Source organism: Ruegeria sp. BG5, assembly GCF_056538425.1.
This window is the reverse complement of record NZ_JBQFTC010000001.1, coordinates 423,532-447,895: the sequence shown is the minus strand read 5'-3', so window position 1 is coordinate 447,895 and position 24,364 is coordinate 423,532. Positions and strand designations below refer to the sequence as shown.

Below are 24,364 nucleotides of genomic sequence, written 5' to 3'. Positions count from 1 at the left end.
AGTCCAGTTGTTTACTGTAAGAATCGGGCGGGAAGCGGTCGTTCGCTGCGTTCGCGAAACCACATGGTTTGCTGACAAAGCGGACTTTCGAATTGATCGTCTAAGGAAGTGCATTTGAACGTCCCAGAGCTAAGGAGTGCCCCCCAAAAAGATTCGATCCAATGCGTCACCGCGGTGTTCACTGTAAAATTTTTTGATACATGCAAAAAAACTGTGCAGACATTCCGCTGCGCGCGAAAAATAAGCTGAGAAATTGGGCGAACCGGTAGTCCGATGACTACTTTTGATGGAGTTGTAATTGCGATCAATGACGCTTGGGCTCACTTGATTCTCTATGAAAACAAACCTGACAGTCGTTGTAGTCGAACAGAATCAAGAACGTGCTTTTGCAATTGTAGATTCCTTAAAAGAGTCCGGAGACGTTGAGGTTTTTGTGATCGGTAATGTCTCCGGGCTGGCACGCAAAATCGCAACGCATAGCCCAGACATTGTCCTGATAGATATCGACAATCCCTCGCGCGATATGCTTGAAGAGCTGACCGTTGCGTCGGGTCCACTGGAACGTCCCGTGGCTATGTTCGTCTCGGGCGCAGCGGGCGGGTTGTCAAAAGCCGCCGTTGAAGCTGGGGTCTCAGCATATGTAGTCGATGGCCTTCAAGTCGAGCGCATAAAACCTGTGATCGATACCGCCATCGCTCGCTTTCAGGTACTACGTCAGATGCGGACCGAACTGGCGGAGACCCGCCGCGCCTTGGAAGATCGCAAGGTGATCGACCGCGCCAAAGGGTTGTTGATGAAGGCCAAGGGTGTGTCGGAAGACGAAGCCTATGCCCTGCTGCGCAAAACTGCGATGAATCAGAACCGCCGGGTCGCGGATGTTGCCGAAGCCCTTGTAACTGCGTCGGGGTTGTTGTCATGAGAACCCCAATTCTGCCCGTCGCCTATATGCCTCTGGTCGACGCGGCCCCGCTTATCGTCGCGCGCGAGATGGGGTTTGACCATGCCGAGGGTGTTTCGCTGGACCTGCGCCCAGCCCCGTCATGGTCCTCTTTGCGCGACATGCTCGCCTTCGGGCATGTGGATGCGGCGCATTTGCTGTCGCCTATCCCCGTTGCGATGGCTTTAGGTCTTGGTGGCATTGCAACGCCGCTATCCGCCGTGTCTGTCCTTTCCCTGAATGGCAATGTCATCGGCGTTGGAACGCAATTGGCTGACCGGTTGACCGAACAAGGTTACGGCTTCGACTTCTTTGATGCCGCTGCGGCTGGGACTGCGCTGGCAAAGGCCGCCGGTGACGTTTTGGTATTTGGCGTGCCTTTTCCCTTTTCAATGCATGTTGAATTACTGCGCTATTGGGTTTCTAGAACCGAGCTGGCCTCTAAACGGGTCGAAATCCGAACTGTGCCACCGCCGCTGATGGCGCAGGCACTCGCGGGTGGCGAGATCGATGCCTTCTGCGTGGGCGAGCCTTGGGGCTCATTCGCCGTAGACGACAATGTCGGCGCACTGCTGCTGCCCGGCAAGGCGATCTGGACCTGTGCACCTGAAAAGGTGTTGGCGGTCAGAAACGATTGGGCCGAAACCGAGCCGCATTTGCTGGGCAGCCTCATGCGGGCCGTTTGGCGCGCGGGGCGCTGGCTCTCGAACGCAGACAGCCGGACGACCGCGTCCGAGATGCTATCGCGTAAAACCTACCTCAACGTCTCACCCGAACTGATCGACCGAGCATTGATGGGCGAATTCACAATCTCGGCCCGCGGCGAGCAACGCCATGTGGATGGATTCGTCGAGTTCTTTGACGGCGCCGCTACTTTCCCGTGGCGCAGCCAGGCGAAATGGGTCGCGCATCAATTGGCGCAAAGAAACGGGCTGGACGCCGGAACTGCGGAACGACAAGCCGCCAAGGTCTTTCGCAGTGATCTCTATCGCCGCGAGTTACAAGGGTTGGGCGTCGAAACCCCCGGCGCGTCGGAGAAACTGGAGGGGGCGTTGCCCGAGTCGACGGCGGTTGCCTCGGCCAATGGCAGCCTGATTCTGTCTCGGAATGTCTTTTTCGACCGGCGCATTTTCGAGCCTACCGGGTAAGTCTGCACAAAATTTTTGCAGTGCAGCATATCTTCTTGCTGCATTGCAGAATTTTCAGGGTGAAAACCTCAAAAAGTGATGACGCCGCGCTTTGCGACTGACTTAATTAAGACATCGGCAGGCAACGACGCCCACCGACGGAATTCGCCCATAGTCCAGGGCACCTCACAAGAGCAAAGCCGCTCGACCATCCGCCACCTCCTCCCGGCGGACTGTGTCGGCGGCTTTTTTGTTTGCCCAAGGGGTTGGGCTGAACCGAAAGGGATCGAGATGAAAATGCTTCTTTTAGGCCTCGCTGCAACGACGGCACTTGTGTCTCCGGCGCTAGCCGAGTTGGAACTGGAAAAAGACGAGCTGACGTTTGGCTTCATCAAGCTGACCGATATGGCGCCGCTGGCTGTTGCTTATGAGAATGGGTACTTTCTGGACGAAGGCCTGTTCGTGACGCTGGAAGCACAAGCCAACTGGAAAGTGCTGCTGGACGGCGTAATCGACGGTCAGTTGGACGGCGCGCATATGCTGGCTGGACAGCCTTTGGCAGCGACCATTGGGTACGGGACCGAAGCCCATATTATCACTCCGTTTTCGATGGACCTGAACGGCAACGGCATCACCGTCTCCAACGAGGTTTGGGAAGAGATGAAGCCGAACATCCCTGTCATGGAGGATGGCCGTCCTCAGCACCCGATCAGCGCCGAAGCTCTGGCTCCGGTGGTTGAGAAATACAAGTCCGAAGGCAAGCCTTTTAACATGGGCATGGTCTTCCCGGTTTCGACCCACAATTACGAACTGCGCTATTGGTTGGCAGCCGGTGGTCTGCATCCGGGCTTCTACAGCCCCGAAAACGTGACCGGTCAGATCGGTGCAGATGTATTCCTGTCGGTGACGCCTCCGCCGCAGATGCCTGCCACGTTAGAGGCCGGCACGATCTATGGCTACTGCGTGGGTGAGCCGTGGAACCAGCAGGCCGTGTTCAAGGGTATCGGCGTTCCGGTGATTACCGACTATGAGCTGTGGAAGAACAACCCGGAAAAGGTGTTTGGCATCACGGCAGAGTTCGCCGAAGAATACCCAAACACCACTCTGGCCGTGACCAAGGCTCTGATCCGTGCTGCGCAGTGGCTGGATGAAAACGACAACGCCAACCGCCCTGAAGCCGTCGAAATTCTGAGCCGTGCGGAATACGTCGGCGCGGACTATGACGTGATCGCCAACTCGATGATCGGCACGTTCGAATACGAGAAAGGCGACAAGCGCGAAGTTCCTGATTTCAACGTGTTCTTCCGCTACAACGCGACCTACCCGTTCTACTCAGACGCCATCTGGTACCTGACCCAGATGCGCCGTTGGGGTCAGATCCCCGAATCCAAGCCCGACAGCTGGTATGACGAAGTCGCCAAATCCATCTACAAGCCTGAGATCTATCTGGAAGCCGCGCGCTTGCTGGTCGACGAAGGGCTGGCGAATGAGGCCGACTTCCCTTGGGAAAGCGATGGTTACAAAGCGCCGACCCCTGCCGAGGATATCATCGACGGCATCGCCTATGACGGCCGCGCCCCCAACGCCTATCTCGAAAGCCTCTCCATCGGTCTGAAAGGCGATCAGAAGATCGTCGGCTCGGACGTGCAAGGCTAATCCCGAAACAGCGCGCCCGGCATTGGTCGAGCGCGGACCCCAAAGTGCCCCGCCATCGCAAGGACACATCAGATGACAACGGTCGATCCCGAATTCAACGCAGACGCCGCCCGAGAGGCGCGTCGCGCCCGCCTGTTCACCCGTATCAACGCAGCCGACAAATGGTTCCAGGTTCTGGGCCTCAGCTGGGCCACCCCGGTTCTGAAGGCCGCTGCCGGAGACAACCCGCGCGCCCAGATGACCGAGATCTGGCGTCTTCTGGTCGTTCCCCTTTTGTCGATCTGCGCGTTCCTGCTGTTGTGGGGGACATTGGCACCCAAAGTTCAAACCTCTCTGGGCGCGGTCCCCGGACCGGCTCAGGTCTGGGAAGAAATGATCAACCTGAACGAGGACGCGCAGGCCAAGGCCGCCAAACGCGACAAGTTCGAGGCGATGGTTGAGAAACGGAACCAGAAGCTGATCGATGCGGGCCGGGCGGATGAGGTCAAGCAAGTCGCTTACACCGGTGCTCCGTCCTACTACCAGCAAATCTGGACCTCGATCAAAACCGTGTTTTTCGGCTTCCTGATCGCTACGGTTGTGGCTGTTCCGCTTGGGATCGCTGCTGGCCTTTCACCGACTGCAAATGCGGCGCTGAACCCGCTGATCCAAATCTTCAAGCCGGTCTCACCGCTGGCATGGCTACCGATCGTGACCATGATCGTCTCGGCGGTTTACGTCACCAATGACGGCTTGTTCGCCAAATCCTTCCTGATCTCGGCCATCACTGTGACCCTGTGTTCGCTTTGGCCCACGCTGATCAACACTTCTCTGGGCGTGGCATCCATCGATAGAGACTTGGTAAACGTTTCCAAGGTTCTGAAAATGAACACTTATACCAAGATCACCAAGCTGGTGCTGCCCTCGGCCTTGCCGCTGATCTTCACTGGCCTGCGCTTGTCGCTGGGCGTCGGCTGGATGGTTCTGATCGCGGCTGAAATGCTGGCGCAGAACCCCGGCTTGGGCAAATTTGTCTGGGATGAGTTTCAGAACGGCTCGTCCAGCTCGCTCGCCAAAATCATGGTTGCGGTCTTCACCATCGGCATCATCGGCTTTCTGCTGGACCGGGTGATGTACGCGCTGCAATCGCTGTTTACCTTCACGAATAACCGGTGATCGAGATGAGCATTCTGAGCTTCAAGAAGGCCTCGAAATCCTTCGGTGCAGGCGCCGCACGCACCGACGTGCTGAAAGGTATCGACCTTGACGTGCAAGAGGGTGAGTTTCTGGTGATCCTCGGCTTCTCGGGCACCGGCAAGACGACCTTGATCAACCTGATGGCCGGACTGGACACCCCAACCGGCGGAGAGGTCACGTTCAAAGGTACTCCGATCAAGGGGCCGGGCCCCGAGCGTGGCGTGATCTTCCAAAACTATTCTCTGATGCCGTGGCTGACGGTCAGCGGCAATGTGGGTCTGGCGGTAGACACAGTCTTTCCCGGCCTCAGTAAGGCCGAGAAATCCGAGAAGGTTGCGCACTACGTGAAGATGGTAGGCCTAAGCCATGCCGCAACGCGCCGCCCAGCAGAACTGTCCGGTGGGATGCGACAGCGGGTCAACGTGGCGCGCGCCTTGTCGATGAACCCCGAGGTTCTGCTGCTGGATGAGCCTCTGTCAGCGCTTGACGCGCTGACTCGCGCCAATCTGGCGGATGAGATTGAACACATCTGGGAGGCTAACAAGAAAACCTGTGTCCTCATCACCAATGACGTGGATGAGGCAATCATTCTGGCCGACCGGATCATTGCCCTGAACCCGGATGGTACGCTCGGACAGGAGTTTCGGGTGTCGATCCCGCGCCCACGGGATCGGGGCGCGATGAACAACGAAGAAACATTCAAGCGCTTGCGCGCTAACGTCACCAAATACCTGATGGATGTGGGAATCGAGGCCAAGGTCGAAGGCTCGCGCATCCTGCCCGATGTCACCCCAATTCATGGCGTGCCAACGGCGGTGGCAGAGGCGCAGAAAGGGATGATCCAGGACCGCTTCCTAGACTTCTCGCAACTGCACAAGGTTTATCCGACTCCCAAAGGCCCGTTGACCGTGGTCGAGGATTTCGACCTGAAGATCGACAAGGGAGAATTCATCTCGCTGATCGGCCACTCTGGCTGTGGCAAATCCACGGTTCTGACAATGGCCGCTGGGCTGAACGACATCTCGAAAGGCGCGATCAAGCTGGATGGACGCCATGTCGAAGGGGCAGATCCTGAGCGCGCCGTCGTGTTCCAGTCACCCAACCTGTTCCCGTGGCTCAGCGCCAAGGAAAACGTCGCGATTGGGGTGGATAAAGTCTATCCCAAGGCCAGCTTGGCCGAGCGGCAGGATGTGGTCGAATACTATCTGGAGCGGGTCGGTCTGGCCGATGCGATGGACAAATCCGCCTCAAACCTGTCGAACGGCATGAAGCAACGCGTCGGCATCGCCCGCGCTTTTGCCCTGTCTCCCAAACTGCTGCTGCTGGATGAACCGTTTGGAATGCTCGACAGCCTCACACGATGGGAATTGCAAGAAGTTCTGATGGAGGTCTGGTCCCGCACCAAGGTCACCGCGATCTGTGTGACCCACGACGTGGATGAGGCGATCCTTCTGGCCGACCGTGTGGTGATGATGACCAACGGCCCGCAGGCAACGATCGGCAGGATCACCAAGGTTGACCTGCCGCGGCCGCGCACTCGCAAGGCCCTTTTGGAACATCCGGACTACTACGCCTACCGGCAGGAAGTCCTCGATTTCCTCGAAGAATACGAACACGGCGCCAAGCCCAACACACCCGCCCCCAAGGCGATTGCAGCGGAGTGAAATCATGAAGCAAAGACTTGTTGTCATTGGCGCAGGTATGGCCTCAGGTCGGGTGCTGGAACACCTGACCGATGCCGCGCCGGATGCGTTCGACATCACCCTGTTCAACGCCGAGCCTCGCGGGAACTACAACCGCATCATGCTGAGCCCCGTTCTATCGGGTGAGAAGACCTATGAAGAGATCGTCACCCATGACGACACCTGGTATGCCGAGCGCGGCATCTCCTGCCGCTTTGGCGAAAAAGTTGAAAAAATCGACCGCGAGATGAAGGTGGTCGTGGGCGCAAACGGCCACGTTCCATACGACAGGCTGGTGATCGCCACCGGGTCTAACCCGTTCATCATCCCCTTGCCCGGTCATGATCTGGACGGCGTGATTGCCTATCGTGATCTGGAAGACACCCAGCAGATGATGGGCATGGGCCCGGACAACAAGGTTGTCGTCATCGGCGGCGGCCTGCTGGGGCTTGAAGCCGCCGCGGGCATGGCCGCGCATGGGGTTGACGTCACGGTCGTTCATATCATGGGCCACCTGATGGAGCGTCAGCTGGACGAAGCTGCAGGGTATTTGCTGAAGAAGTCGCTGGAAGACAAAGGCATCAAGATCTGCCTGCAGGCGAACTCCAAAGAAATCCTTGGGGAAGACGGCAAGGTCCGCGCTTTGTTGCTGGATGACGGGACCGAACTGCCCTGTGATCTGCTGGTCATGGCGGTGGGCATTCGCCCCAATACGGCGCTGGCGCAAGAGGCTGGTCTGGCCACCGGGCGTGGCATTCATGTGGATGACCAGATGCTGACCTCGGACCCGGATGTCTTTGCGGTTGGTGAGTGTGTCGAACATGACGGAGAGGTCTTTGGCCTTGTCGCTCCGCTCTACGATCAAGCGAAAGTCGCAGCGCAGGCATTGCTGGAGGAAGATGCTGCTTTCACGCAGAAAACACTGTCGACCAAGTTGAAGGTCACCGGCTGCGACCTGTTCAGCGCTGGTGACTTCGCCGAAGGGCCAGAACGTGAGGATATCGTGTTCCGAGACCCCTCGCGCGGGGTCTACAAACGCCTTGTGATCGAAGAGGATCGTCTGGTCGGCGCCGTTATGTATGGCGACACGGCCGATGGCAGCTGGTTCTTTGGCCTGATCAAGGATGGCACCAGCATCGAAGCGATGCGAGAGACACTGATCTTTGGTCCAGCCTATCAGGGGGGCGACACCGCGGACCCTCTCTCAGCCGTTGCAGCATTGCCGCCTGAGGCGGAGATTTGCGGCTGCAACGGCGTATGCAAAGGCGAGATTGTCGAGGCGATCAACGCAGGCGCCGACGATCTGGGCGCGGTTCGTGCAGGCACCAAGGCCAGTGCGTCCTGCGGCACCTGTTCTGGGCTGGTGGAACAGGTGTTGCAGGTCACATTGGGTGACGACTTCCAGATGCCAACGGTGCAACCAATCTGCGGCTGCACCGATCTGACGCATGAGGATGTACGTCGTCTGATCAAGGGCCAGGAACTGAAAAGTCAGGCTGCCGTCTGGCAGGAACTTGGCTGGACGACGCCCAATGGCTGCCATGTCTGCCGCCCGGCGATCAACTATTACCTGCTGGCGGATTGGCCGCTGGAGTATCAGGACGACCCGCAAAGCCGCTTTGTGAACGAACGCAAACACGCCAACATCCAGAAGGACGGCACATTTAGCGTTGTACCGCGTATGTGGGGCGGGATCACCACGCCTGACGAACTGCGCGCCATTGCAAATGCGGCGGACAAGTACGATGTGCCCACCGTCAAGGTTACTGGCGGTCAGCGGATCGATCTGCTGGGCGTCAAAGGCGAAGATCTGCCCGCCATATGGTCAGACCTGAACAAGGCCGGGCTGGTCTCTGGCCACGCCTATTCCAAAGGTCTACGCACGGTCAAAACCTGCGTCGGCACCGATCATTGCCGGTTTGGCACGCAGGACAGCACTGGGCTTGGCATCAAGCTTGAGAAAATCCTGTGGGGGTCGTGGACGCCGCACAAGCTGAAGCTGGCCGTATCCGGCTGTCCTCGCAACTGTGCTGAGGCGACCTGCAAGGATATCGGTGTCGTTTGCGTGGAATCTGGCTATCAGATCAGCATCGGCGGGGCCGCAGGTATGGACGTGAAAGAGACCGAGTTGCTCTGTCAGGTGCCCACCGAAGACGAGGCCATCGAGGTCGTGATGGCCGTCACCCAGGCCTATCGTGAAGGCGGTAAGTATCTGGATCGATTGTATAAATGGCTGGAGAAGGTCGGCATGGACTGGGTCAAGGCGCAGGTTGTGGATGATCTTGAAAACCGGGCCGACTTGGTCGCGCGGTTTGAACTGTCGCAAAGCATCTACCGCAAGGATCCATGGGCCGAACACGTGCGCGACAAGGCGCAAACTTATGCGCCGATTGCAGATTTCACACTGGAGGCGGCGGAATGAGCTGGATCGACATCGGACATATCGACGACATACCACTGCGCGGAGCGCGTCTGGTCAAAACCCATATCGGCTGTATCGCCGTCTTCCGGACCGCCAAGGCAGAAGTATACGCCGCGACAAACAGCTGCCCGCACAAGGGTGGCCCATTGTCCGAAGGCATTGTCCACGGCCAGTCGGTGACCTGCCCCTTACACAATTGGGTGTTCGACCTGAACACAGGCGAAGCGCAGGGTGCCGATGACGGTCGGATCACCACATATCCGGTGCGCCTCGAAGATGATCGTATTCTGCTCGACGTCAGCGCGGTTGCTCAACGGAGCGCAGCCTGATGGACGGCACCAGCCTACCCGAAGTTCGTTCGACCTGCGCTTATTGCGGGGTTGGCTGCGGTGTGCTCCTGAGGCCTGATGGGGTCGGAGGTTTGACCGTTCGCGGCGATCCGGATCATCCGGCGAACCGTGGTCGTTTATGTTCAAAAGGACTGGCGTTAGGTGAAACTGTCGGGCTGCAACACCGGTTGCTGGCTCCTCGCGCCTTTGGCCAGAACACCAGTTGGGACAATGCCTTGCAATTGGTCGCAGATCGGTTCTCTGCCGCAATTAAGAAGCATGGGCCGGACAGCGTGGCTTTTTATGTATCAGGACAGTTGCTAACCGAGGACTACTATGTTGCCAACAAGCTGATGAAAGGCTTCATAGGCTCGGCGAATATCGACACCAACTCGCGGCTATGCATGGCTTCGACCGTGGCCGGGCACAAACGCGCCTTCGGGACAGATACAGTACCCGGAACCTTTGAGGATCTAGACGAGGCTGATCTGGTTGTCTTGGTTGGCTCGAATCTCGCTTGGTGCCACCCCGTTCTGTATCAGCGTGTCATAGCTGCCCGTCAGGCGCGCGGTACGAAGATTGTAGTTGTCGATCCGCGTCGAACAGCAAGCTGCGATCAAGCAGATCTCCATCTGGCGCTGCGACCCGGCAGTGACGTGGCGCTGTTCAATCGGTTGCTGAACAGAATTCACCAAACGGGGCATATTGCTCCGGATTTTCTGGATCGCAGCCTGGGGTTCAATGAAGCCCTCGAACTCGCGCAGCTTGATGATGCGAATGAGACCGGGCTAAGCCCTGATGAAATTGAGGCTTTTTGCGATTTATGGATCGGTACAGAGCGCGTTGTTACGATCTTCAGCCAGGGAGTAAATCAATCCTCCAGCGGATCAGACAAGGTCAACGCGATCCTGAACTGCCATCTGGCCACCGGGCGGATCGGTCGCGCAGGGATGGGTCCGTTCTCGGTCACCGGTCAGCCTAACGCTATGGGAGGCCGAGAGGTCGGTGGCTTGGCCAACATGCTCGCATGTCACTTGGATATCGAAAACGAAGCTCACAGAACAGCCGTCCAGGACTTCTGGAAAGCTCCAAAGATGCCAGAAAAGCAGGGGCTGAAAGCGGTTGACCTGTTTCGCGCTGTCGAAGGCGGTCAGATAAAGGCACTTTGGATCATCCACACCAATCCGGCGGCCACCATGCCGGATGCAGACCGAGTGATGGCGGCTATCAAAAAAAGTCCATTCGTAGTTGTCAGTGACCTGACTGCCCGAACAGACACTGCACGCGTTGCAGACGTTTTGTTGCCCGCTGCGGGATGGGGCGAAAAAAGCGGAACAGTAACCAATTCAGACCGCACGATCAGCAGACAACGCGTCGTTCTGTCACCTCCGGGACAAGCACGTGCGGATTGGGATGTTATGGCCGAGGTGGGCCGCCGCATGGGGTGGACCGAGGCATTCAGTTATGAGTCACCGGCGCAGATTTTTCGAGAATACGCGAACATGACTTCGCTTGCCGTGGCATTTGGCAAAGACTTGGACATTACCGAATTTTCGGACATTGATGACTCGGACTACGAAGATCTGAACCCGTCACGGTGGCCGACGACATCTCGCAAATCGGATGGCCGATTTTTCGATGATGCGCAGTTTTTTCATCCGGATGGCAAAGCACGTTTTGTTCCTGTCACTCATCGTTCACCCAAAGCGGCGACGTCTGACCAATACCCGTTTCTGTTGAACACAGGACGAAACCGGGATCAGTGGCACACTATGACTCGGTCTGGGTTGTCTCCCCGTCTTTCGGCCCATTTGGCCGAACCATACGTCGAGGTTAATCCGAAGGACGTTGATCGGTTGGGTCTTGGTACCGCAGATTTGGTTGAGCTCAACAGCGTGGTCGGAAGCGGCATCTTTCGACTTCGCATCACAGACACCGTCGCGCCAGGTCAAGTATTTGCTCCCATTCACTGGACAGGTGAAACGGCGCCAACAGCCCGTGTGGATGCGCTTGTTCCAAGTGTAGTCGATCCAATCTCTGGACAGCCTGAGAGCAAGGCGGCGGCCGTTTCTGTGCGACGTATGAATGCCTCGTGGTACGGTTTCGCCGTGTCCGTCGATGCGGCCTCACCTACGGCAGAATATTGGGCAATGAGCAAAACGGCCAAAGGTTACAGGATCGAGTTAGCGGGGAAGCAAGATATTGACGATTGGGAAGACAAAGCCCTCGAGTGGTTTGGGCTATCCGATGCCGTAGTGACTTCAATCGAAGATTCCAAACGCGGCTCGTACAGGATCGCATTGTCTGACGGACAGCGCCTTTTGGCAGCGCTCTTTGTTTCCCGACAACCCATCACACTAATGCGAGAGTTTTTGGCAACTTTGCCTGAGGTCTCACTCCATCAGATTCTGTCTGGCCGGTCATCTTCCGCTTCTGAAGACTGTGGACCAATCATCTGTTCGTGTTTCGGGGTGGGATTAAAGACCATCATTAGCGCCATTCACGACAAACGTTTGATCGATGTGGACGATATCGGAGATACCCTTCAGGCTGGAACGAACTGTGGTTCATGCCGTCCAGAGTTGGTTGACTTGGTCACGGAGCATTCGAAGTTGAAACGCAATAACCCGAAGAATTGCCTGCAAGAACAATAAGGGTAGACACGGGGTTTTCGACCAAGACTGCGGTTTGCTTTTATCGGCATTCAAATAAAGCATGGGTTCTGTTCATACTGTTCAACATATCCAATTTAGCCTTACCGGGGTCAGAAGATGTCTTTGCCTATTGTTTCCGACCTCCACCCATGCCCGAGTTTCGCGTTTGTAGTAAGTGTCTCGTCTGACGAGCTGCACTTAGCAAAAGCGATGAAATTCGCGTCGCTACAGAGGGCCGCGAGGCAACTGAAACAACCCCGCCACCTTTTTTGATGGCGGGTTATTTTTGAGCCCAAATTGAGTCAGAGCTTGATCCGGAAGGCTGCGAAGCCGTCGGCACCTTCTCCGGCGTCCTCAATTGTGACACCCTTGACGTCGCCTATGTAATCCCGTGCTTTCGGGCCTGTCTCGAACAAAACAGTCGTGTCCGCAAGCGGAGCAAAAGACCAGTTGGCATCTGCCTTTGGATCAATCGTACCCTGTTCGACAATGTAGCGAACGATGACGTCGCGGTTGGTATCCGGGGCCTCAAATACGATTGTGTCACCTAAAGCTCCGGGGAATGAACCACCCCCTGATGCGCGATAGTTGTTGGTGGCGATAATGAACTCCATATCATCGGTAACTGGTTCGCCGTCGTAAGAAAGGTTCACAATGCGCGCTGCATCGGGGTTAATCTCTTCTCCCTTGGGTCCGAAGCGCGATGGCTGGGACAGGTCAATTTCATAGGTCACGCCATCTATGACGTCGAAATTGTAGGACGGGAATTCCGGGTTCAGCAGGATCGCATCCTTTGAACCCGTCTCAACCTGATTGAACATTCCGGCCGACCGTTCCAACCAACCCCTAACTTGCGCTCCATTCACGCGGACTGCGCGCACCGTGTTCGGATAGAGATAGAGATCCGCGACGTTTTTGATGGCAACATCACCAACGGGTACATCGGTGTAGTATTCCGGACCACCGCGGCCACCAGCCTTGAAAGGCGCTGCCGCAGACAGGATCGGCAGGCCTTCATGTTCGGTGCCTTTCAGCATCTCTTCGACATACCACTTCTGCGCAATCGAGACGATCTGGACTGAGGGATCATCTGCGACCAGCGCGAAATAACTGTGCAGCGGTGCCGAGGTCTTGCCAACTGCGCGACGAACATAGGCCAGCGTTTCGTCGTGATCCGTCGCAACCGAGTCCAGGACGCGCTCATCATCTTCGACCAAGGCGGTGATTGACCGGTCTTCGTTCCGCCGCGAGATAGGCCGCGCCTCGGATGTGGTTGTCACCACCCGCCATTCATTTCCATCCCGTTGCAGCAGCAGATCAAGCAGACCAAGATGCGACCCCCAGAACCCGCCCATGACGGCGGGCTTGCCCATCAGAGTACCTTTATCGACGTCAATTCCGGGGCGGTCTGCAAAGGTAGGCGACGGAAAAACTAAATGGTTGTGACCTGTGACCAGCGCGTCGATCCCTTCGACGCCAGCCAGCACGACCGACGCGTTTTCCATACCATCTTCATGGTTGGCGTCCCCAATCCCGGAATGCGACAAGGCGATGATCAGGTCGCAGCCCCGCTCCTGCATCTCAGGGACAAAAGCCTTTGCCGTCTCAACGATATCCCGCGCTTGGACATTGCCTTCGAGATGCTTGCGATCCCAGTTCATGATCTGCGGAGGCGTAAAGCCTATCACACCGATCTTGATCGGATGTTTTGTGCCGTCACCCATTTCGATCTCGCGGTCGAGAATGGCGTATGGTTGGACAAGCGTCTTGTCCTCGCGCGGGCTTGCGCCTTTCTCCTTTGCTACATTAGCCAGAACCGCTGGGAAATCCGCACCTGCCAATGAGGTCTCAAGAAAGTTTAATCCGTAGTTAAACTCGTGGTTGCCCAGTGTGGCCGCATCATAGCCAATCGTATTGAATGCGGTGATGATTGGATGGCTGCCCCCTTCTTTCATACCGCGTTCATAGGCGATGTAATCGCCCATTGGGTTTCCTTGCAGAAAGTCTCCGTTGTCCACCAGAAGCGAGTTCGTCGCCTCAGAGCGGATTTCATTTATGATCGAAGCCGTACGGGACAGGCCCACCGTGTCACGGGGCTTGTCGGCATAATAATCATAGGGGAATACATGAACATGGATGTCGGTTGTTTCCATGATCCGCAAATGTGCCTGGTTGTTCGCCGCAGCAGCCGAGAAGGGGTGAAGCGTAACGGCTGCGGCACTTGCAGCAGTTGTGTACAGAAACTGACGACGCGAAATTGGTGGGCGGTTAGAGAACGACATTGGGCACCTCTCAAGTGGGTTGGTCAACGCGACTTTCGCGGACTATCCGAGCCATTCGTATGAAATCGGTTACGAGAGCATGTGTCGCGTTATTCACAGGCGGCTGTACTTAACACCATACGTTAAAATTGGGGGTTTGCTAAGGGATCGCAGATGGTGAACCTAAGCCAATAGTTGCTTATCAATCAAACGCGGCGAGATTTTGAACCTTCGAACCTGAAGGAAGCAAACAAAATGCTGAAAAAGGTATGCTTTGACATATATTTTCTCATTCATGCAACCTTGTTTCGCAGAGCTGCAACAGATGGTTTCTCCTGTCCGCAGTCCGTTAGTTCTCCAGGCAACACAGCTTGCAGCCTCGGCGAAACCGCCTGCTTGGATCCGACGTGGCTTCCAGTAAAACGTCAATAGAGCTAATGAAGTCCTTGACTTGGTATTAAACGGTCGTCTTCATTGAATAGGTACTTGTTCTTATTGTTTAACAAATAAGCCATCGGTTAATTGGCGGTTTAAGTTAACAAGGAGATGCTTGCTGGCAGAGTACATGTAGAGATCCTGTTACTAACGTAAGCAAAACTTATTGATGTCCGATATAGCGTCTTGGCTAAAGAAACATGGTTTGTCCAAGTATGCTGTCGCTTTTACTGAACATGAAATCGAACTTGGCGACCTGTCCGAATTAACTGACGAAGACCTAGTAACAATCGGACTTCCCCTCGGGCCGAGGAGGCGGTTTCTGAAAGCTATTCGCGCCAGCATAGAAGTGGAGCGGCGACCGCCCAGCAAAACCAGTAGCCCCGAAATCGTGGCAGAGCGGCGACAGCTTACGGTAATGTTTATCGATCTTGTCGGATCAACGGAAATAGCACAAAGCGTCGATCCGGAGGATCTGGCCGATGTTCTTCGACTTTTTAAGGAAACCTGTGCGGCTGCTGTTGCAGCGTTTGATGGCCATATTGCCAGCTACTATGGCGACGGAATCATGGTTTTTTTTGGATTTCCCCACGCCCATGAAGATGATCCCGAACGCGCCATACGTGCGGGTCTGCGTATCATTGATGAGATGCCGGATGTTCGCACCCACGCGAAACTCAACGTCCGCATTGGGATCGCAACCGGATTGGTCGTGGTCGGCGATCTGCGAGGCGAAAAGATGTTTGAGGACGGAACGGCGATGGGTGAGACACCCAACTTGGCCGCGCGTCTTCAAGCGATGGCAGATCCGGGGACGATGATCATCGCCCCAACCACTCATCAGTTGGCTGGTGATGCTTTTGAATATGTTTTGCGTGGCGCGTTCAAGCTTAAGGGTTTTGCTAAGGAGGTCGAAGCCTGGCAAGTAACCAGAGAGCGGGAAACAGTCAGCCGGTTTATGGCGATCGACAGTGTTTTGCTCAAGCCTTTGGTAGGTCGCGCCGCAGAATTGAAGGCGTTGAACGATAATTGGGCCTTGGCCAGTGATCGTAATGGGCAGGTTGTGTTGGTGTCAGGCGAGCCGGGAATTGGCAAGTCGCGTCTGGTGGAGGAATTTCGGCAGAACATCTCCGATTTGCCCCACACGCAAATGCGATATCAATGTTCTCCATATCACTTTGCGACTGCACTGTACCCTGTCATTCGCCAACTTGAGAGTGCCGCTGATCTTCGCGCTGACGAGTCAAATCACGTCAAGCTTGAAAAAATCCGCGGCGTGTTGAGCGATCAAACCGACCAAGCTTTGAAGTTGGCAGCATCCCTTTTGTCCATACCGTTCGAAGATCATTTGGGGTCGTTGGATCTGACACCGCGGCAGATCATGGATCGGTCTCTGGAATTGTTGCTGAACAATCTTTCGTCAAAGGCTGAAGATCATCCGGTTCTCTTCCTGTTTGAAGATGCTCACTGGATTGATCCAACAACCAAATTGTTGCTGGATCGGTTGGTGGAGCGAATTCGCGACCTTCCAGTTCTGGTGGTTATGACGTTCCGGCCTGAATTCGATCCAGGTTGGACACTGCAATCGAACCTTACAAAGCTTGATTTGAAGCAATTAAGCTTTCGACAGGTCAAGAGCATTGTTGACGAAGTCGCCAAAGACGAATTGGTCGCTGACGGGATGTATGACGTGGTCGCGGCAAGATCCGACGGTGTGCCGCTATACGTCGAGGAGGTGACAAAAGATCTCCTTGAATCGGGCATCCTGACCAGGGGAAGGGACACTTACACGATGGGTGGGGCATCGCCTGCGAACTCGGTGCCCAGTACGTTACATGATGCACTGATGGCACGCCTTGACCGCCTGAGCTCTGCCAAAGAGGTTGCCCAGATTGGAGCTGTAATTGGCCCTCAGTTTACTTACCAGTTGATTTCAAAAGTGGCCAGAATCAGCGATAAAGCGTTACGCGCAGGATTGGAGCTTCTGGTCGAAGCTGGCATAGTTTCAGTTTCTCGTGCAGAGGATTTTGAAACCTTCAGCTACCGTCACGCCCTTATTCGTGACACCGCCTATAACAGCCTTTTAAAGCGGGAACGTCGGGTTCTGCACTCTCGCGTCGCGCAACAATTGAATGACACGTTGGCTCACACTGGTGACGCAAGCCCTGAAATTCTGGCTCATCATTATACCATGGCAGGAATGTGTAAGGAGGCCGTAGACTATCGTTTCCTTGCGGGCCAACGAGCAGTCCAGCGATCAGCTAACATTGAGGCAAGCACGCAACTGTCGTTGGCGATTGAACAGCTTGGCGAAATGGATCAAAGTATTGAACGGGACCGCAAGGAAATTGAGATTCAGGTTCTCAAGGCTGGTGTCTTACGATCAACCGCAGGAATAGCTGCCGACGAAACCGGTTCTGTTTATGCAAGAATACGCGACTTGTGTGAACGCATCGACGATACTGAGCATCTGTTCCCAATTCTGAATGGTTTGTATTCCTTCCATTTGGTGCGTGCCGAGTATGATTTGGCTAGGAAAGTCGCAGCGCAATTGCTGGACCTAGCGGTGTCGACTCGTGAGACGCAGCATCAGATGGTGGCGCATCGCGCAATGGGTGCTGTACTGTTCCACATTGGCGACCTGGTATCGGCATACGAGCATTTAAGCAAAGCACTGGACCTCTACAGCCGGGAACGTGATGCGCATCTGGCGTACATCTATGGATCCGACCATGCGGCGATTACTTCGTGCTTTCTAAGCTTGGCCATTTGGATGCGTGGGGACCCGGACAAAGCCCTTGAGGTTCAACAGCTCGCGGTGGCGGGCGCAAAAGAGCTGGAGCATGCTCATAGCATCGCGCAGTCAATGACCTATCTGTGTATGCTTCACCTTCTGCGCCGTGAACCCGCAAAAGTGCTGGAGATCGCGGAACAGCTTGAGGAACTTTCAGCCAAGCACTCGTTTACATTCATGTCTTTGACCGCGACCTTGTGGCGAAGCTGGGTGAATGCCTATGTTTCGCCGAAACAAGAAACGATCGATGCGTTACACGCAGCGTCTATAACTTGGTGGGAGAGTGGTGCGGGAAACTATAAACCGTTCTTTCTGACCCTAGTGGCGGAACTCACCTTGAACATAGGTAATCGGGACGGTGCCCTGAAATTGTTGGCTCAGGCCCGTGATCAACAGCACCACACAAATGAAGGCTGGGCCCGATCCGAGACCGATCGAGTCTACGCGCTCGCACGTTGCGAGAATGAGCTCGCAGAAAAAGCATTTCTTGAGGCTTTGGCCACTGCAAGAGAACAGAAAGCTAAGATGTTTGAACTCCGAACGTCGGTAGATTACGCAGAACAATGCAGACTATTTGGACATACGCACAAGGCGATATCTGATCTTCGTACTGCTCTGGATGGTATTGCAGGAGGTGAGTCTACGATCGATGTGATTGATGCAATTAAGCTCCTTAATCAAAGACCCGTAAGCTAAATTTCATGCTTTTCAAGGCATCACGCGGTTCTACTGATTGCGAAACTCTTTTTACGGAATGCGGAAATTTTTCACTTCATTGCGCCAACTGTGAGGCAATACGCTTGGAGATTTCGCTGACGCAGCGAATGACAGCATTGCGGGGTGCAACTGTAGCAATAATAGTCGCGCTCAAAGTCGTATCGCGCCGTTTGTCTGGGTCGTGGGTACGACGGCAATCGAACTCACGGGACGCATTCATGCGCCCGGCGATGTAGGCGCGCAAACGAGCTAATTCCTTTCCCGCACCGAAAAAGCGCCAAAGGAGATGGGGGCCGATCTGCGCAATGTGGCAGGTTGCAGTTATATCTGACTGACCTGTTACAGGCAGGCGAATTCGCCCGTGTGCATGGTGAGGTGTTCAAAGATATCGACCGGGTACTGACTGCTGTTCAGGTCGACCTGACGCAACCCGGTCTGTTGGTGAAGATCGACGTTGACGCAGTGATTCGCAACAAAAACGGAGAAATCAGCGGATTCTGAACATGAGTCCCCAAGAAAGGATTTGATCGCACCTTCGGCTTGTGTACTGTATACAGAATACAAGAATGGTAAAATAACAAACACAGGGAGCTAATGTGATGATCAAAACAGCACTACTAAGCGGAACATGCATCGCGCTAATGGCCTCGACGGCCGCTGCAGAGATCAAAGTTGGATTTATCGGGTCACTGTCTTCGGACACCGGTTTGTCCACGCTGCGCGGTGCCGAAGTTGCCATTGAGGAACTGAACGCCAATGGCGGTGTTCTGGGCCAGCAGATCACGCTTGTTTCAGCTGATACCGGGCAGGACCCTACCGAAGGCGTGCGCGCTTACGAGTATCTGGCGGAAACCGAAGAGGTTGATTTTATCATCTCGGGCTCGATCGACGATGTGTCGCTGGGCTGGCTGCCACGGATGCAGGAATACCGCATCCCGACGCTGGACACCTGGACATCTTATATCGGCATCATCGACATGGTGGCCGAAGACCCCGAGGGTATGGCTCCCTATTTCATGAACATCGCCTCGGACGAGGCGCTGGCAACGCTGTACATTAACTTTGGCGCGGATGTGTTGAAGGGCCAAATGGGCTGGGACACCGTGGTCATTTTAGCCGAGGACACAGCCTTTGGCGAGGCCATCACCGGTCTTGTGACCGAGGCGCTGGCCCCCGTGGCCGGGATCGAAGTCAAGGACATCATCACCTATGACGTCGCCACCGTCGATTTCGCGCCGATCTTCAGCCGGGCGCAGGATACGGGCGCAGATTTCATCTATCAGGTCTCGTCGGTAAACTCGCAGGTGGTATCCTCGCAATATGTAAAGCTTCAGGTGCCGATGGCGATGACGGGCGTAAACGTCTCTGCCCTGGGGATGGAGTATTGGGAGGATACAGGAGGGGCTGGCGGTGGCATCTCAACCCTGTCGCCGGTGCCTTCGGTGGGTTTCAAGCTGGACCCGGCCAGCCAGGAATTTGTCGACACCTATCAGGCCAAGTATGACAGCCGCCCGCTGCTGCCCCATTTTAATGGGTTCAACGCTTATCACGGGTTGAAACAGGCGATGGCGGCAGCCGAAGAGGCCGGTGGGTTTGACAAGGTCGAGGCCTGGGCCGAGGCGATGAAGAAGCAGGATCTGGTGCTGGATCTGGATGGTCAGTTGTGGCTGCGTTACGCCTTCTGGGGCGATGACGAGGTTGAGCCCGTCACCAACCGGACCTATCCGCACAACGCGCGTTTTGACTTGTCTGAACCTTTCGACGATGCCCAGCCTTCGATGGTTGTGGTCCAATGGTACGAAGACGGCACGGCGGCTGTGGTCTACCCCGAGAAATACGCGACGGGCGAGTTCACTCTGCCCAGCTGGGTCGAGAAGTAATCCCACCGCGTAGAATAGCATAAAGCGGGCGCGCGCCTTGATGCGCGCCCGAAGCTAAGGATCCAAACTAAATGTTGCAGATACTGATACAGGGGCTTTTGCTCAGCGGTCTCTATGCGCTTATCGCCATGGGTTTCACGCTGATCTTCAGCATCGGCCGCGTCCTGAACCTTGCCTATGGCGCATATCTGATGGTCGGTGGGTATATCTATTTCTGGGTGTCGCAGACCCTGGGAATGCCCAAACTGATGGGTGTTGTCGTTGCCGCCGCGCTGGGTGTGGTGATGGGGGTGCTGAAATACCGCCTGATCGTCAAGACACTGAAAGGCGATCATGTCGCCGTTGAGATTTCAACGCTGATACTGGCCGTCGTCATTCAGGCGGGCGTGGTGCTGGCCTTTGGCGACAGCAGCAAGATCCTGCTGCCGATCGTACCCGGCGTGATTAATGTGGCTGGGGCCTCGGTGACGTATAACATTCTGATCGCTACGCTGATCAGCTGGGCCATTTTGCTGGGCCTCTATGCCTTTGTGCGGCTGACCCATACCGGGCGGGCGATGCAGGCGGTGTCGATGGACGCCAAGGGCGCGGCAATCTCGGGCATCGACCCGGACCGGATCAACCTGATCACCTGGGGCATTTCCGGCGCGCTGGGTGCGCTTGGCGGGGTGTTCTTCGCCAGCTACACGCAGCTGTCGCCCTCGATGTGGGTGGCCCCGCTGATCATCTCGGTCGCGGTTGTCATCGTCGGCGGGATCGGATCGATCATCGGCACGCTGGTGGTGGCCCATATCGTCGGCTTTCTCGAGGTTATCGTGGTGGCGACACTCGCCCCGGAACTGCGCGGCGTGTTCACCATGCTGCTGATCATTGGCGTGCTGGTGACGCGTCCACAGGGCCTCTTTGGCCGCGAGGAACTTTGACGATGGAGCTGCGCTGGTTTCACTTTGCCCTCTGGGGCGGTCTGATCGCTGGAATGCTGTTGCTGCCGCAGGTCGTCTCGAACGGCACACTGCGGACGATGATCTTTGCCAACTACTTGGCGATCTTCGCCATCAGCTGGGACGTATTGTCCGGTCGTACCGGGTATATCAGCTTTGGCCACCCGTTCCTGATCGGGATCGGGGCCTATACCACGGCGATCCTGACCAAGCGGTTTGACGTGCCGGTCGAAATCTCCATCCCGGCTGCAGTTCTGGTCACCATGGCTGCGGGTCTGCTGGTGCTGCTGCCTGCGCTGCGCATCCGTGGCAGTTACTTTGCGCTGGTCACGCTGGCCTTCATGGAGCTGCTGTACCAACTGGTGCAGGTGATCCGTCCGGATCTGACCGGCGGCACCCGCGGCATGTCGGGCATCCAGACCCTGACCCGTGGTGCGGCAAACGGCTATTACCTGTCGACCGCGCTGATGCTGAGCGTTGCGATCAGCATGTGGCTGCTGATGAAAACCCGTCTGGGCACCGCACTGGCCGCCATCGGCATGAACGAGGAAAGCGTGCGGGGCTCGGGCCTCAACACCACGCGGCTCAAGGCGTTTGCCTTTCTGACCAGCGCGATGGTCGCAGGGCTGGGCGGGGCGTTCTATGTCCACTATCTGGGCTCGCTGGCACCACGTGCTCTGTTCGATATCAGCTTTTTGTTCACCATCATCGTGGCGGCGCTGCTGGGCGGAACCTCGACCATCATCGGTCCGATGATCGGAGCGTTCTTCATGACCTTCCTGCTGGAATACCTGCGTCCGGTGTTGCCGGGGGCGGAACGGTACTTCGTCTACGGGGCGATCGCGCTGGTCCTTTACATGTATCAGCCCAAAGGCCTGATCGAACTGATACAGCGCGGCTTTGCCCGGCTGCGGAAAGGAGGTGTGGCATGACCGCAGCGCTGGAAGTCACAAACCTGTTCAAACGCTTCGGCGGGCTGGTCGCCACCAATGGTCTGTCCTTCTCCCTCAAAGAGGGTGAATCCCTGGGCCTGATCGGTCCGAACGGGGCGGGCAAGACCACCGTGTTCAGCCAGATCATGGGCGAGCATCGCCAGAACAGCGGCACGATCGAACTGTTCGGGAATGAGATCTCGTCCCTGCCGACATCACAGCGGATTCAGGCCGGGGTCAGCCGGACCTATCAGATCCCGCGCCCTTTCGGCGACATGAACGTGGCCGAAAACATCCGCGTAGGCCTGATGCCCGACAATATCTGGAGCATGATCACCAAGTCTCCGGATACCGAGCGGGAACGGGAACTTGCCCTGAGCGTCGGATTTACCGAGGCCGATCTGGAACGGACCCCGTCCGAGCTGGCCATGGGTGACCTGCGCAAGCTGGAAATGGCCCGCACCATGGCCACCGCACCCAAGGTGATGCTGCTGGACGAGGTGTTCGCCGGTCTGACCGTGGGTGAGATCGCGCAGATCTCGGAACTGATCCAGCAGATGCGCAAGGATGGCATGACCTTCCTGATCGTCAGCCATGATCTGCCCGCGCTGGAGCCACTGATCGACCGCGCCGTCGCCATCGAGCGGGGCACGATGATCGCCGAGGGCACCTTTACCGAGGTGATGAATGACAAGGCCGTGCAGGCCTCGTATCTGGGGAGCGCCTGATGTCTTATCTGGAAATCGAAAACCTGTCGGCGTTCTACGGCAAGGCGCAGGCGCTGACCGACATCTCGATCACCGTCGAACCGGGCGAGATCGTCGCCGTGGTCGGCCCCAACGGGGCAGGCAAGTCCACCCTTTTGGACAGCATCATGGGTTTGGTGGAAACCGAAGGTGACATCCGGCTGCATGGCCACAGCCTGACGGGCCGGACCCCCGCCGAGATCGTGCGCCACGGCGTCGGTTATGCGCCGGAACGGTTCAACCTGTTCCCCTACATGTCGGTGCGCGACAACCTCATGGTCGGTGCCTATACCGCCCGCGAGGACATCGAGGACAACATGGACATGGTCCACAAGCTGTTCCCGCGCCTGAAAGAGCGGGAAGGGCAGGAAACCTCGACCCAATCGGGGGGTGAACGGCAGATGGTGTCCTTTGGGCGCGCGCTGATGACCAGCCCCGAACTGCTGCTGATCGACGAACCGACGATCGGCCTGGCCCCCAAGATCTGCAACGAGATCGCCGAAGTTGTTCGACAGTTGAACAAGGAATTCGGCCTGACCGTTGTGATCACCGAGCAAAACGCCAATTTCGCGCTGTCTCTGGCCAGCCGGATTTACGTGCTGGAATCGGGCCGGATGCAAACCTCGGGAACCGCCGAAGAACTGCGCAACGATGAGCGGCTGCTCGAGGCCTATTTCGGCAGCCACTGAGGCATGCGCGGCTTTGTGCTGGCCATTTCTCTTCTTTGCGTCGGCGCTTGTTTGACGAACTGAAAGACTGCAGTCCAACAAAAAATTGTTGGCGAAAGCGTAGCGAATTTTCCTTATGTCCAAGAAGATTAAATTTGTTTACGATCTAACTTAGCGGCTGCATCGAGCGTCCAGGATGCGGGTTGCGATCACAGTATCTTTCCTAGTCGATGAATGACTGGCTGGGGCCGCCAACGAAAGCGGCCCGCAGTATTCAGATTTCAATTGCCTCTGCTATAGCAAGTGCATCCTCGAGCTCAACTCCGAGATACCGAACGGTACTGTCCATCTTTGTATGCCCAAGTAAGAGTTGTACCGCGCGCAGATTGCCCGTCTTTTTGTAAATCTGAGTAACCTTTGTGCGCCGCATCGAATGTGTGCCATATGCGCTGGCTTCCAAACCTATAGACGTGACCCAATCACGCACGATCCGGGCATACTGGCGCGTTGAAATGTGCAAACGCTCATGGAAACGCCCTGGCCAAAGGTATTCAGACCCAACCATAAGTTCATCTTCCATCCACTTCTCGACGGAGGTCCGAGTACCTTCAGAAATTTCGAAGCGGACCGGTTTCTGAGTTTTACTTTGCAGCACCGAAGCCCGCTCCTTGATCTGACCAGAGGCCATGATGTCAACGACTTTCATCTTCACCAAGTCACAACCGCGCAACTTGCTGTCGATGGCCATATTGAAGAGAGCGAGGTCGCGATGGTTCTCTGCGAGCTCCAATCTTACTCGAATTGCCCAGACGTGTTTGGGTTTTAACGGGCGTTTTTGACCGACGATGCGTCCCTTGTTCCAAGCTGGGCGAAGCGCGCGAATGGCAGGTAAGTTTGGTGTATCCATAACTGATCCTCCTTTCCGCCATTCCCGCCCACAACGACAACCCGACGTTGACAAAAGAGGATATCACAGGATGCCGCGTTGCCGCCGAGATTGGCTGCGA

Annotated in this window: 17 protein-coding genes; 15 read left to right on the top strand and 2 right to left on the bottom strand. The window is 56.2% G+C overall.

Annotated features, from left to right (window positions below):
- Positions 1-334: 334 nt before the first annotated feature.
- The 8 genes from ACR0KX_RS02085 to ACR0KX_RS02050 all read left to right on the top strand — a co-directional run bounded on the left by ACR0KX_RS02085 (position 335) and on the right by ACR0KX_RS02050 (position 11,983).
- Positions 335-919, top strand: coding sequence for an ANTAR domain-containing protein (locus ACR0KX_RS02085; protein WP_170623060.1), 585 nt, complete (start codon positions 335-337; stop codon positions 917-919).
- Positions 916-2,085 carry an ABC transporter substrate-binding protein gene (locus tag ACR0KX_RS02080; RefSeq protein ID WP_170734275.1) on the top strand — a complete coding sequence of 390 codons (1,170 nt, stop codon included), beginning with the start codon at positions 916-918 and terminating at the stop codon, positions 2,083-2,085. Before ACR0KX_RS02085 ends, ACR0KX_RS02080 begins: the two co-directional genes overlap by 4 nt.
- A 270-nt stretch (positions 2,086-2,355) precedes the next feature.
- Positions 2,356-3,720 (top strand): CmpA/NrtA family ABC transporter substrate-binding protein, encoded by a 1,365-nt coding sequence (locus ACR0KX_RS02075; RefSeq protein WP_480707793.1) that lies wholly within the window; start codon positions 2,356-2,358, stop codon positions 3,718-3,720.
- A gap of 72 nt (positions 3,721-3,792) precedes the next feature.
- Positions 3,793-4,875 carry an ABC transporter permease gene (locus ACR0KX_RS02070; protein ID WP_170455992.1) on the top strand — a complete coding sequence of 361 codons (1,083 nt, stop codon included), beginning with the start codon at positions 3,793-3,795 and terminating at the stop codon, positions 4,873-4,875.
- Between the two features lie 5 nt (positions 4,876-4,880).
- A complete protein-coding gene (locus ACR0KX_RS02065; RefSeq protein ID WP_170455994.1) occupies positions 4,881-6,560 on the top strand; it encodes an ABC transporter ATP-binding protein in 1,680 nt (559 codons plus the stop codon).
- 4 nt (positions 6,561-6,564) lie between these two features.
- Entirely contained in the window at positions 6,565-9,000 is a 2,436-nt protein-coding gene (gene nirB / locus ACR0KX_RS02060) for a nitrite reductase large subunit NirB (RefSeq protein ID WP_170623054.1), read from the top strand.
- Positions 8,997-9,329 carry a nitrite reductase small subunit NirD gene (nirD, locus tag ACR0KX_RS02055; protein ID WP_170455998.1) on the top strand — a complete coding sequence of 111 codons (333 nt, stop codon included), beginning with the start codon at positions 8,997-8,999 and terminating at the stop codon, positions 9,327-9,329. The genes nirB and nirD overlap by 4 nt, the downstream gene beginning before the upstream one ends.
- Entirely contained in the window at positions 9,329-11,983 is a 2,655-nt protein-coding gene (locus ACR0KX_RS02050) for a nitrate reductase (RefSeq protein ID WP_170456000.1), read from the top strand. The genes nirD and ACR0KX_RS02050 overlap by 1 nt, the downstream gene beginning before the upstream one ends.
- 302 nt (positions 11,984-12,285) lie before the next feature.
- Here the strand turns inward: ACR0KX_RS02050 and ACR0KX_RS02045 are convergent, their stop codons facing one another.
- Positions 12,286-14,265, bottom strand: a complete 1,980-nt coding sequence (locus ACR0KX_RS02045) for a bifunctional 2',3'-cyclic-nucleotide 2'-phosphodiesterase/3'-nucleotidase (RefSeq protein ID WP_170623052.1) — start codon at positions 14,263-14,265, stop codon at positions 12,286-12,288.
- A gap of 583 nt (positions 14,266-14,848) precedes the next feature.
- On the opposite strand from ACR0KX_RS02045, the gene ACR0KX_RS02040 reads away from it, so the two are divergent.
- From ACR0KX_RS02040 to ACR0KX_RS02010, 7 genes are all read left to right on the top strand, one after another.
- The gene (locus tag ACR0KX_RS02040; RefSeq protein ID WP_480707792.1) at positions 14,849-18,169 is read left to right on the top strand and encodes an ATP-binding protein; all 3,321 of its coding nucleotides are present in this window, start codon (positions 14,849-14,851) and stop codon (positions 18,167-18,169) included.
- 336 nt (positions 18,170-18,505) lie between these two features.
- On the top strand, positions 18,506-18,691 hold the full coding sequence (locus ACR0KX_RS02035; RefSeq protein ID WP_170456006.1) for a RidA family protein: 186 nt from the start codon (positions 18,506-18,508) through the stop codon (positions 18,689-18,691).
- A 98-nt stretch (positions 18,692-18,789) separates the two neighbouring features.
- The gene (locus ACR0KX_RS02030; RefSeq protein ID WP_170623048.1) at positions 18,790-20,070 is read left to right on the top strand and encodes an ABC transporter substrate-binding protein; all 1,281 of its coding nucleotides are present in this window, start codon (positions 18,790-18,792) and stop codon (positions 20,068-20,070) included.
- 71 nt (positions 20,071-20,141) lie between these two features.
- Positions 20,142-20,993, top strand: coding sequence for a branched-chain amino acid ABC transporter permease (locus tag ACR0KX_RS02025; protein WP_170523080.1), 852 nt, complete (start codon positions 20,142-20,144; stop codon positions 20,991-20,993).
- Between the two features lie 2 nt (positions 20,994-20,995).
- Complete coding sequence (locus ACR0KX_RS02020) at positions 20,996-21,943, top strand: branched-chain amino acid ABC transporter permease (protein ID WP_170456012.1); 948 nt, start codon at positions 20,996-20,998, stop codon at positions 21,941-21,943.
- Positions 21,940-22,671: an ATP-binding cassette domain-containing protein gene (locus ACR0KX_RS02015; protein WP_170623046.1), complete on the top strand. Its 732-nt coding sequence runs from the start codon at positions 21,940-21,942 to the stop codon at positions 22,669-22,671. Before ACR0KX_RS02020 ends, ACR0KX_RS02015 begins: the two co-directional genes overlap by 4 nt.
- Positions 22,671-23,378, top strand: coding sequence for an ABC transporter ATP-binding protein (locus tag ACR0KX_RS02010; RefSeq protein WP_170523071.1), 708 nt, complete (start codon positions 22,671-22,673; stop codon positions 23,376-23,378). Before ACR0KX_RS02015 ends, ACR0KX_RS02010 begins: the two co-directional genes overlap by 1 nt.
- A 253-nt stretch (positions 23,379-23,631) precedes the next feature.
- Here the strand turns inward: ACR0KX_RS02010 and ACR0KX_RS02005 are convergent, their stop codons facing one another.
- Positions 23,632-24,264 carry a tyrosine-type recombinase/integrase gene (locus ACR0KX_RS02005; protein ID WP_170633759.1) on the bottom strand — a complete coding sequence of 211 codons (633 nt, stop codon included), beginning with the start codon at positions 24,262-24,264 and terminating at the stop codon, positions 23,632-23,634.
- Positions 24,265-24,364 lie beyond the last annotated feature (100 nt).

Coding starts and splice junctions, on each gene's coding strand:
- ACR0KX_RS02050 (WP_170456000.1), top strand. CDS start 9,329: ATGGACGGCACCAGCCTACCCGAAGTTCGTTCGACCTGCGCTTATTGC.
- ACR0KX_RS02025 (WP_170523080.1), top strand. CDS start 20,142: ATGTTGCAGATACTGATACAGGGGCTTTTGCTCAGCGGTCTCTATGCG.
- ACR0KX_RS02040 (WP_480707792.1), top strand. CDS start 14,849: ATGTCCGATATAGCGTCTTGGCTAAAGAAACATGGTTTGTCCAAGTAT.
- ACR0KX_RS02070 (WP_170455992.1), top strand. CDS start 3,793: ATGACAACGGTCGATCCCGAATTCAACGCAGACGCCGCCCGAGAGGCG.
- ACR0KX_RS02065 (WP_170455994.1), top strand. CDS start 4,881: ATGAGCATTCTGAGCTTCAAGAAGGCCTCGAAATCCTTCGGTGCAGGC.
- ACR0KX_RS02015 (WP_170623046.1), top strand. CDS start 21,940: ATGACCGCAGCGCTGGAAGTCACAAACCTGTTCAAACGCTTCGGCGGG.
- ACR0KX_RS02010 (WP_170523071.1), top strand. CDS start 22,671: ATGTCTTATCTGGAAATCGAAAACCTGTCGGCGTTCTACGGCAAGGCG.
- ACR0KX_RS02005 (WP_170633759.1), bottom strand. CDS start 24,264: ATGGATACACCAAACTTACCTGCCATTCGCGCGCTTCGCCCAGCTTGG.
- nirD (WP_170455998.1), top strand. CDS start 8,997: ATGAGCTGGATCGACATCGGACATATCGACGACATACCACTGCGCGGA.
- ACR0KX_RS02080 (WP_170734275.1), top strand. CDS start 916: ATGAGAACCCCAATTCTGCCCGTCGCCTATATGCCTCTGGTCGACGCG.
- ACR0KX_RS02075 (WP_480707793.1), top strand. CDS start 2,356: ATGAAAATGCTTCTTTTAGGCCTCGCTGCAACGACGGCACTTGTGTCT.
- ACR0KX_RS02085 (WP_170623060.1), top strand. CDS start 335: ATGAAAACAAACCTGACAGTCGTTGTAGTCGAACAGAATCAAGAACGT.
- nirB (WP_170623054.1), top strand. CDS start 6,565: ATGAAGCAAAGACTTGTTGTCATTGGCGCAGGTATGGCCTCAGGTCGG.
- ACR0KX_RS02045 (WP_170623052.1), bottom strand. CDS start 14,265: ATGTCGTTCTCTAACCGCCCACCAATTTCGCGTCGTCAGTTTCTGTAC.
- ACR0KX_RS02020 (WP_170456012.1), top strand. CDS start 20,996: ATGGAGCTGCGCTGGTTTCACTTTGCCCTCTGGGGCGGTCTGATCGCT.
- ACR0KX_RS02030 (WP_170623048.1), top strand. CDS start 18,790: ATGATCAAAACAGCACTACTAAGCGGAACATGCATCGCGCTAATGGCC.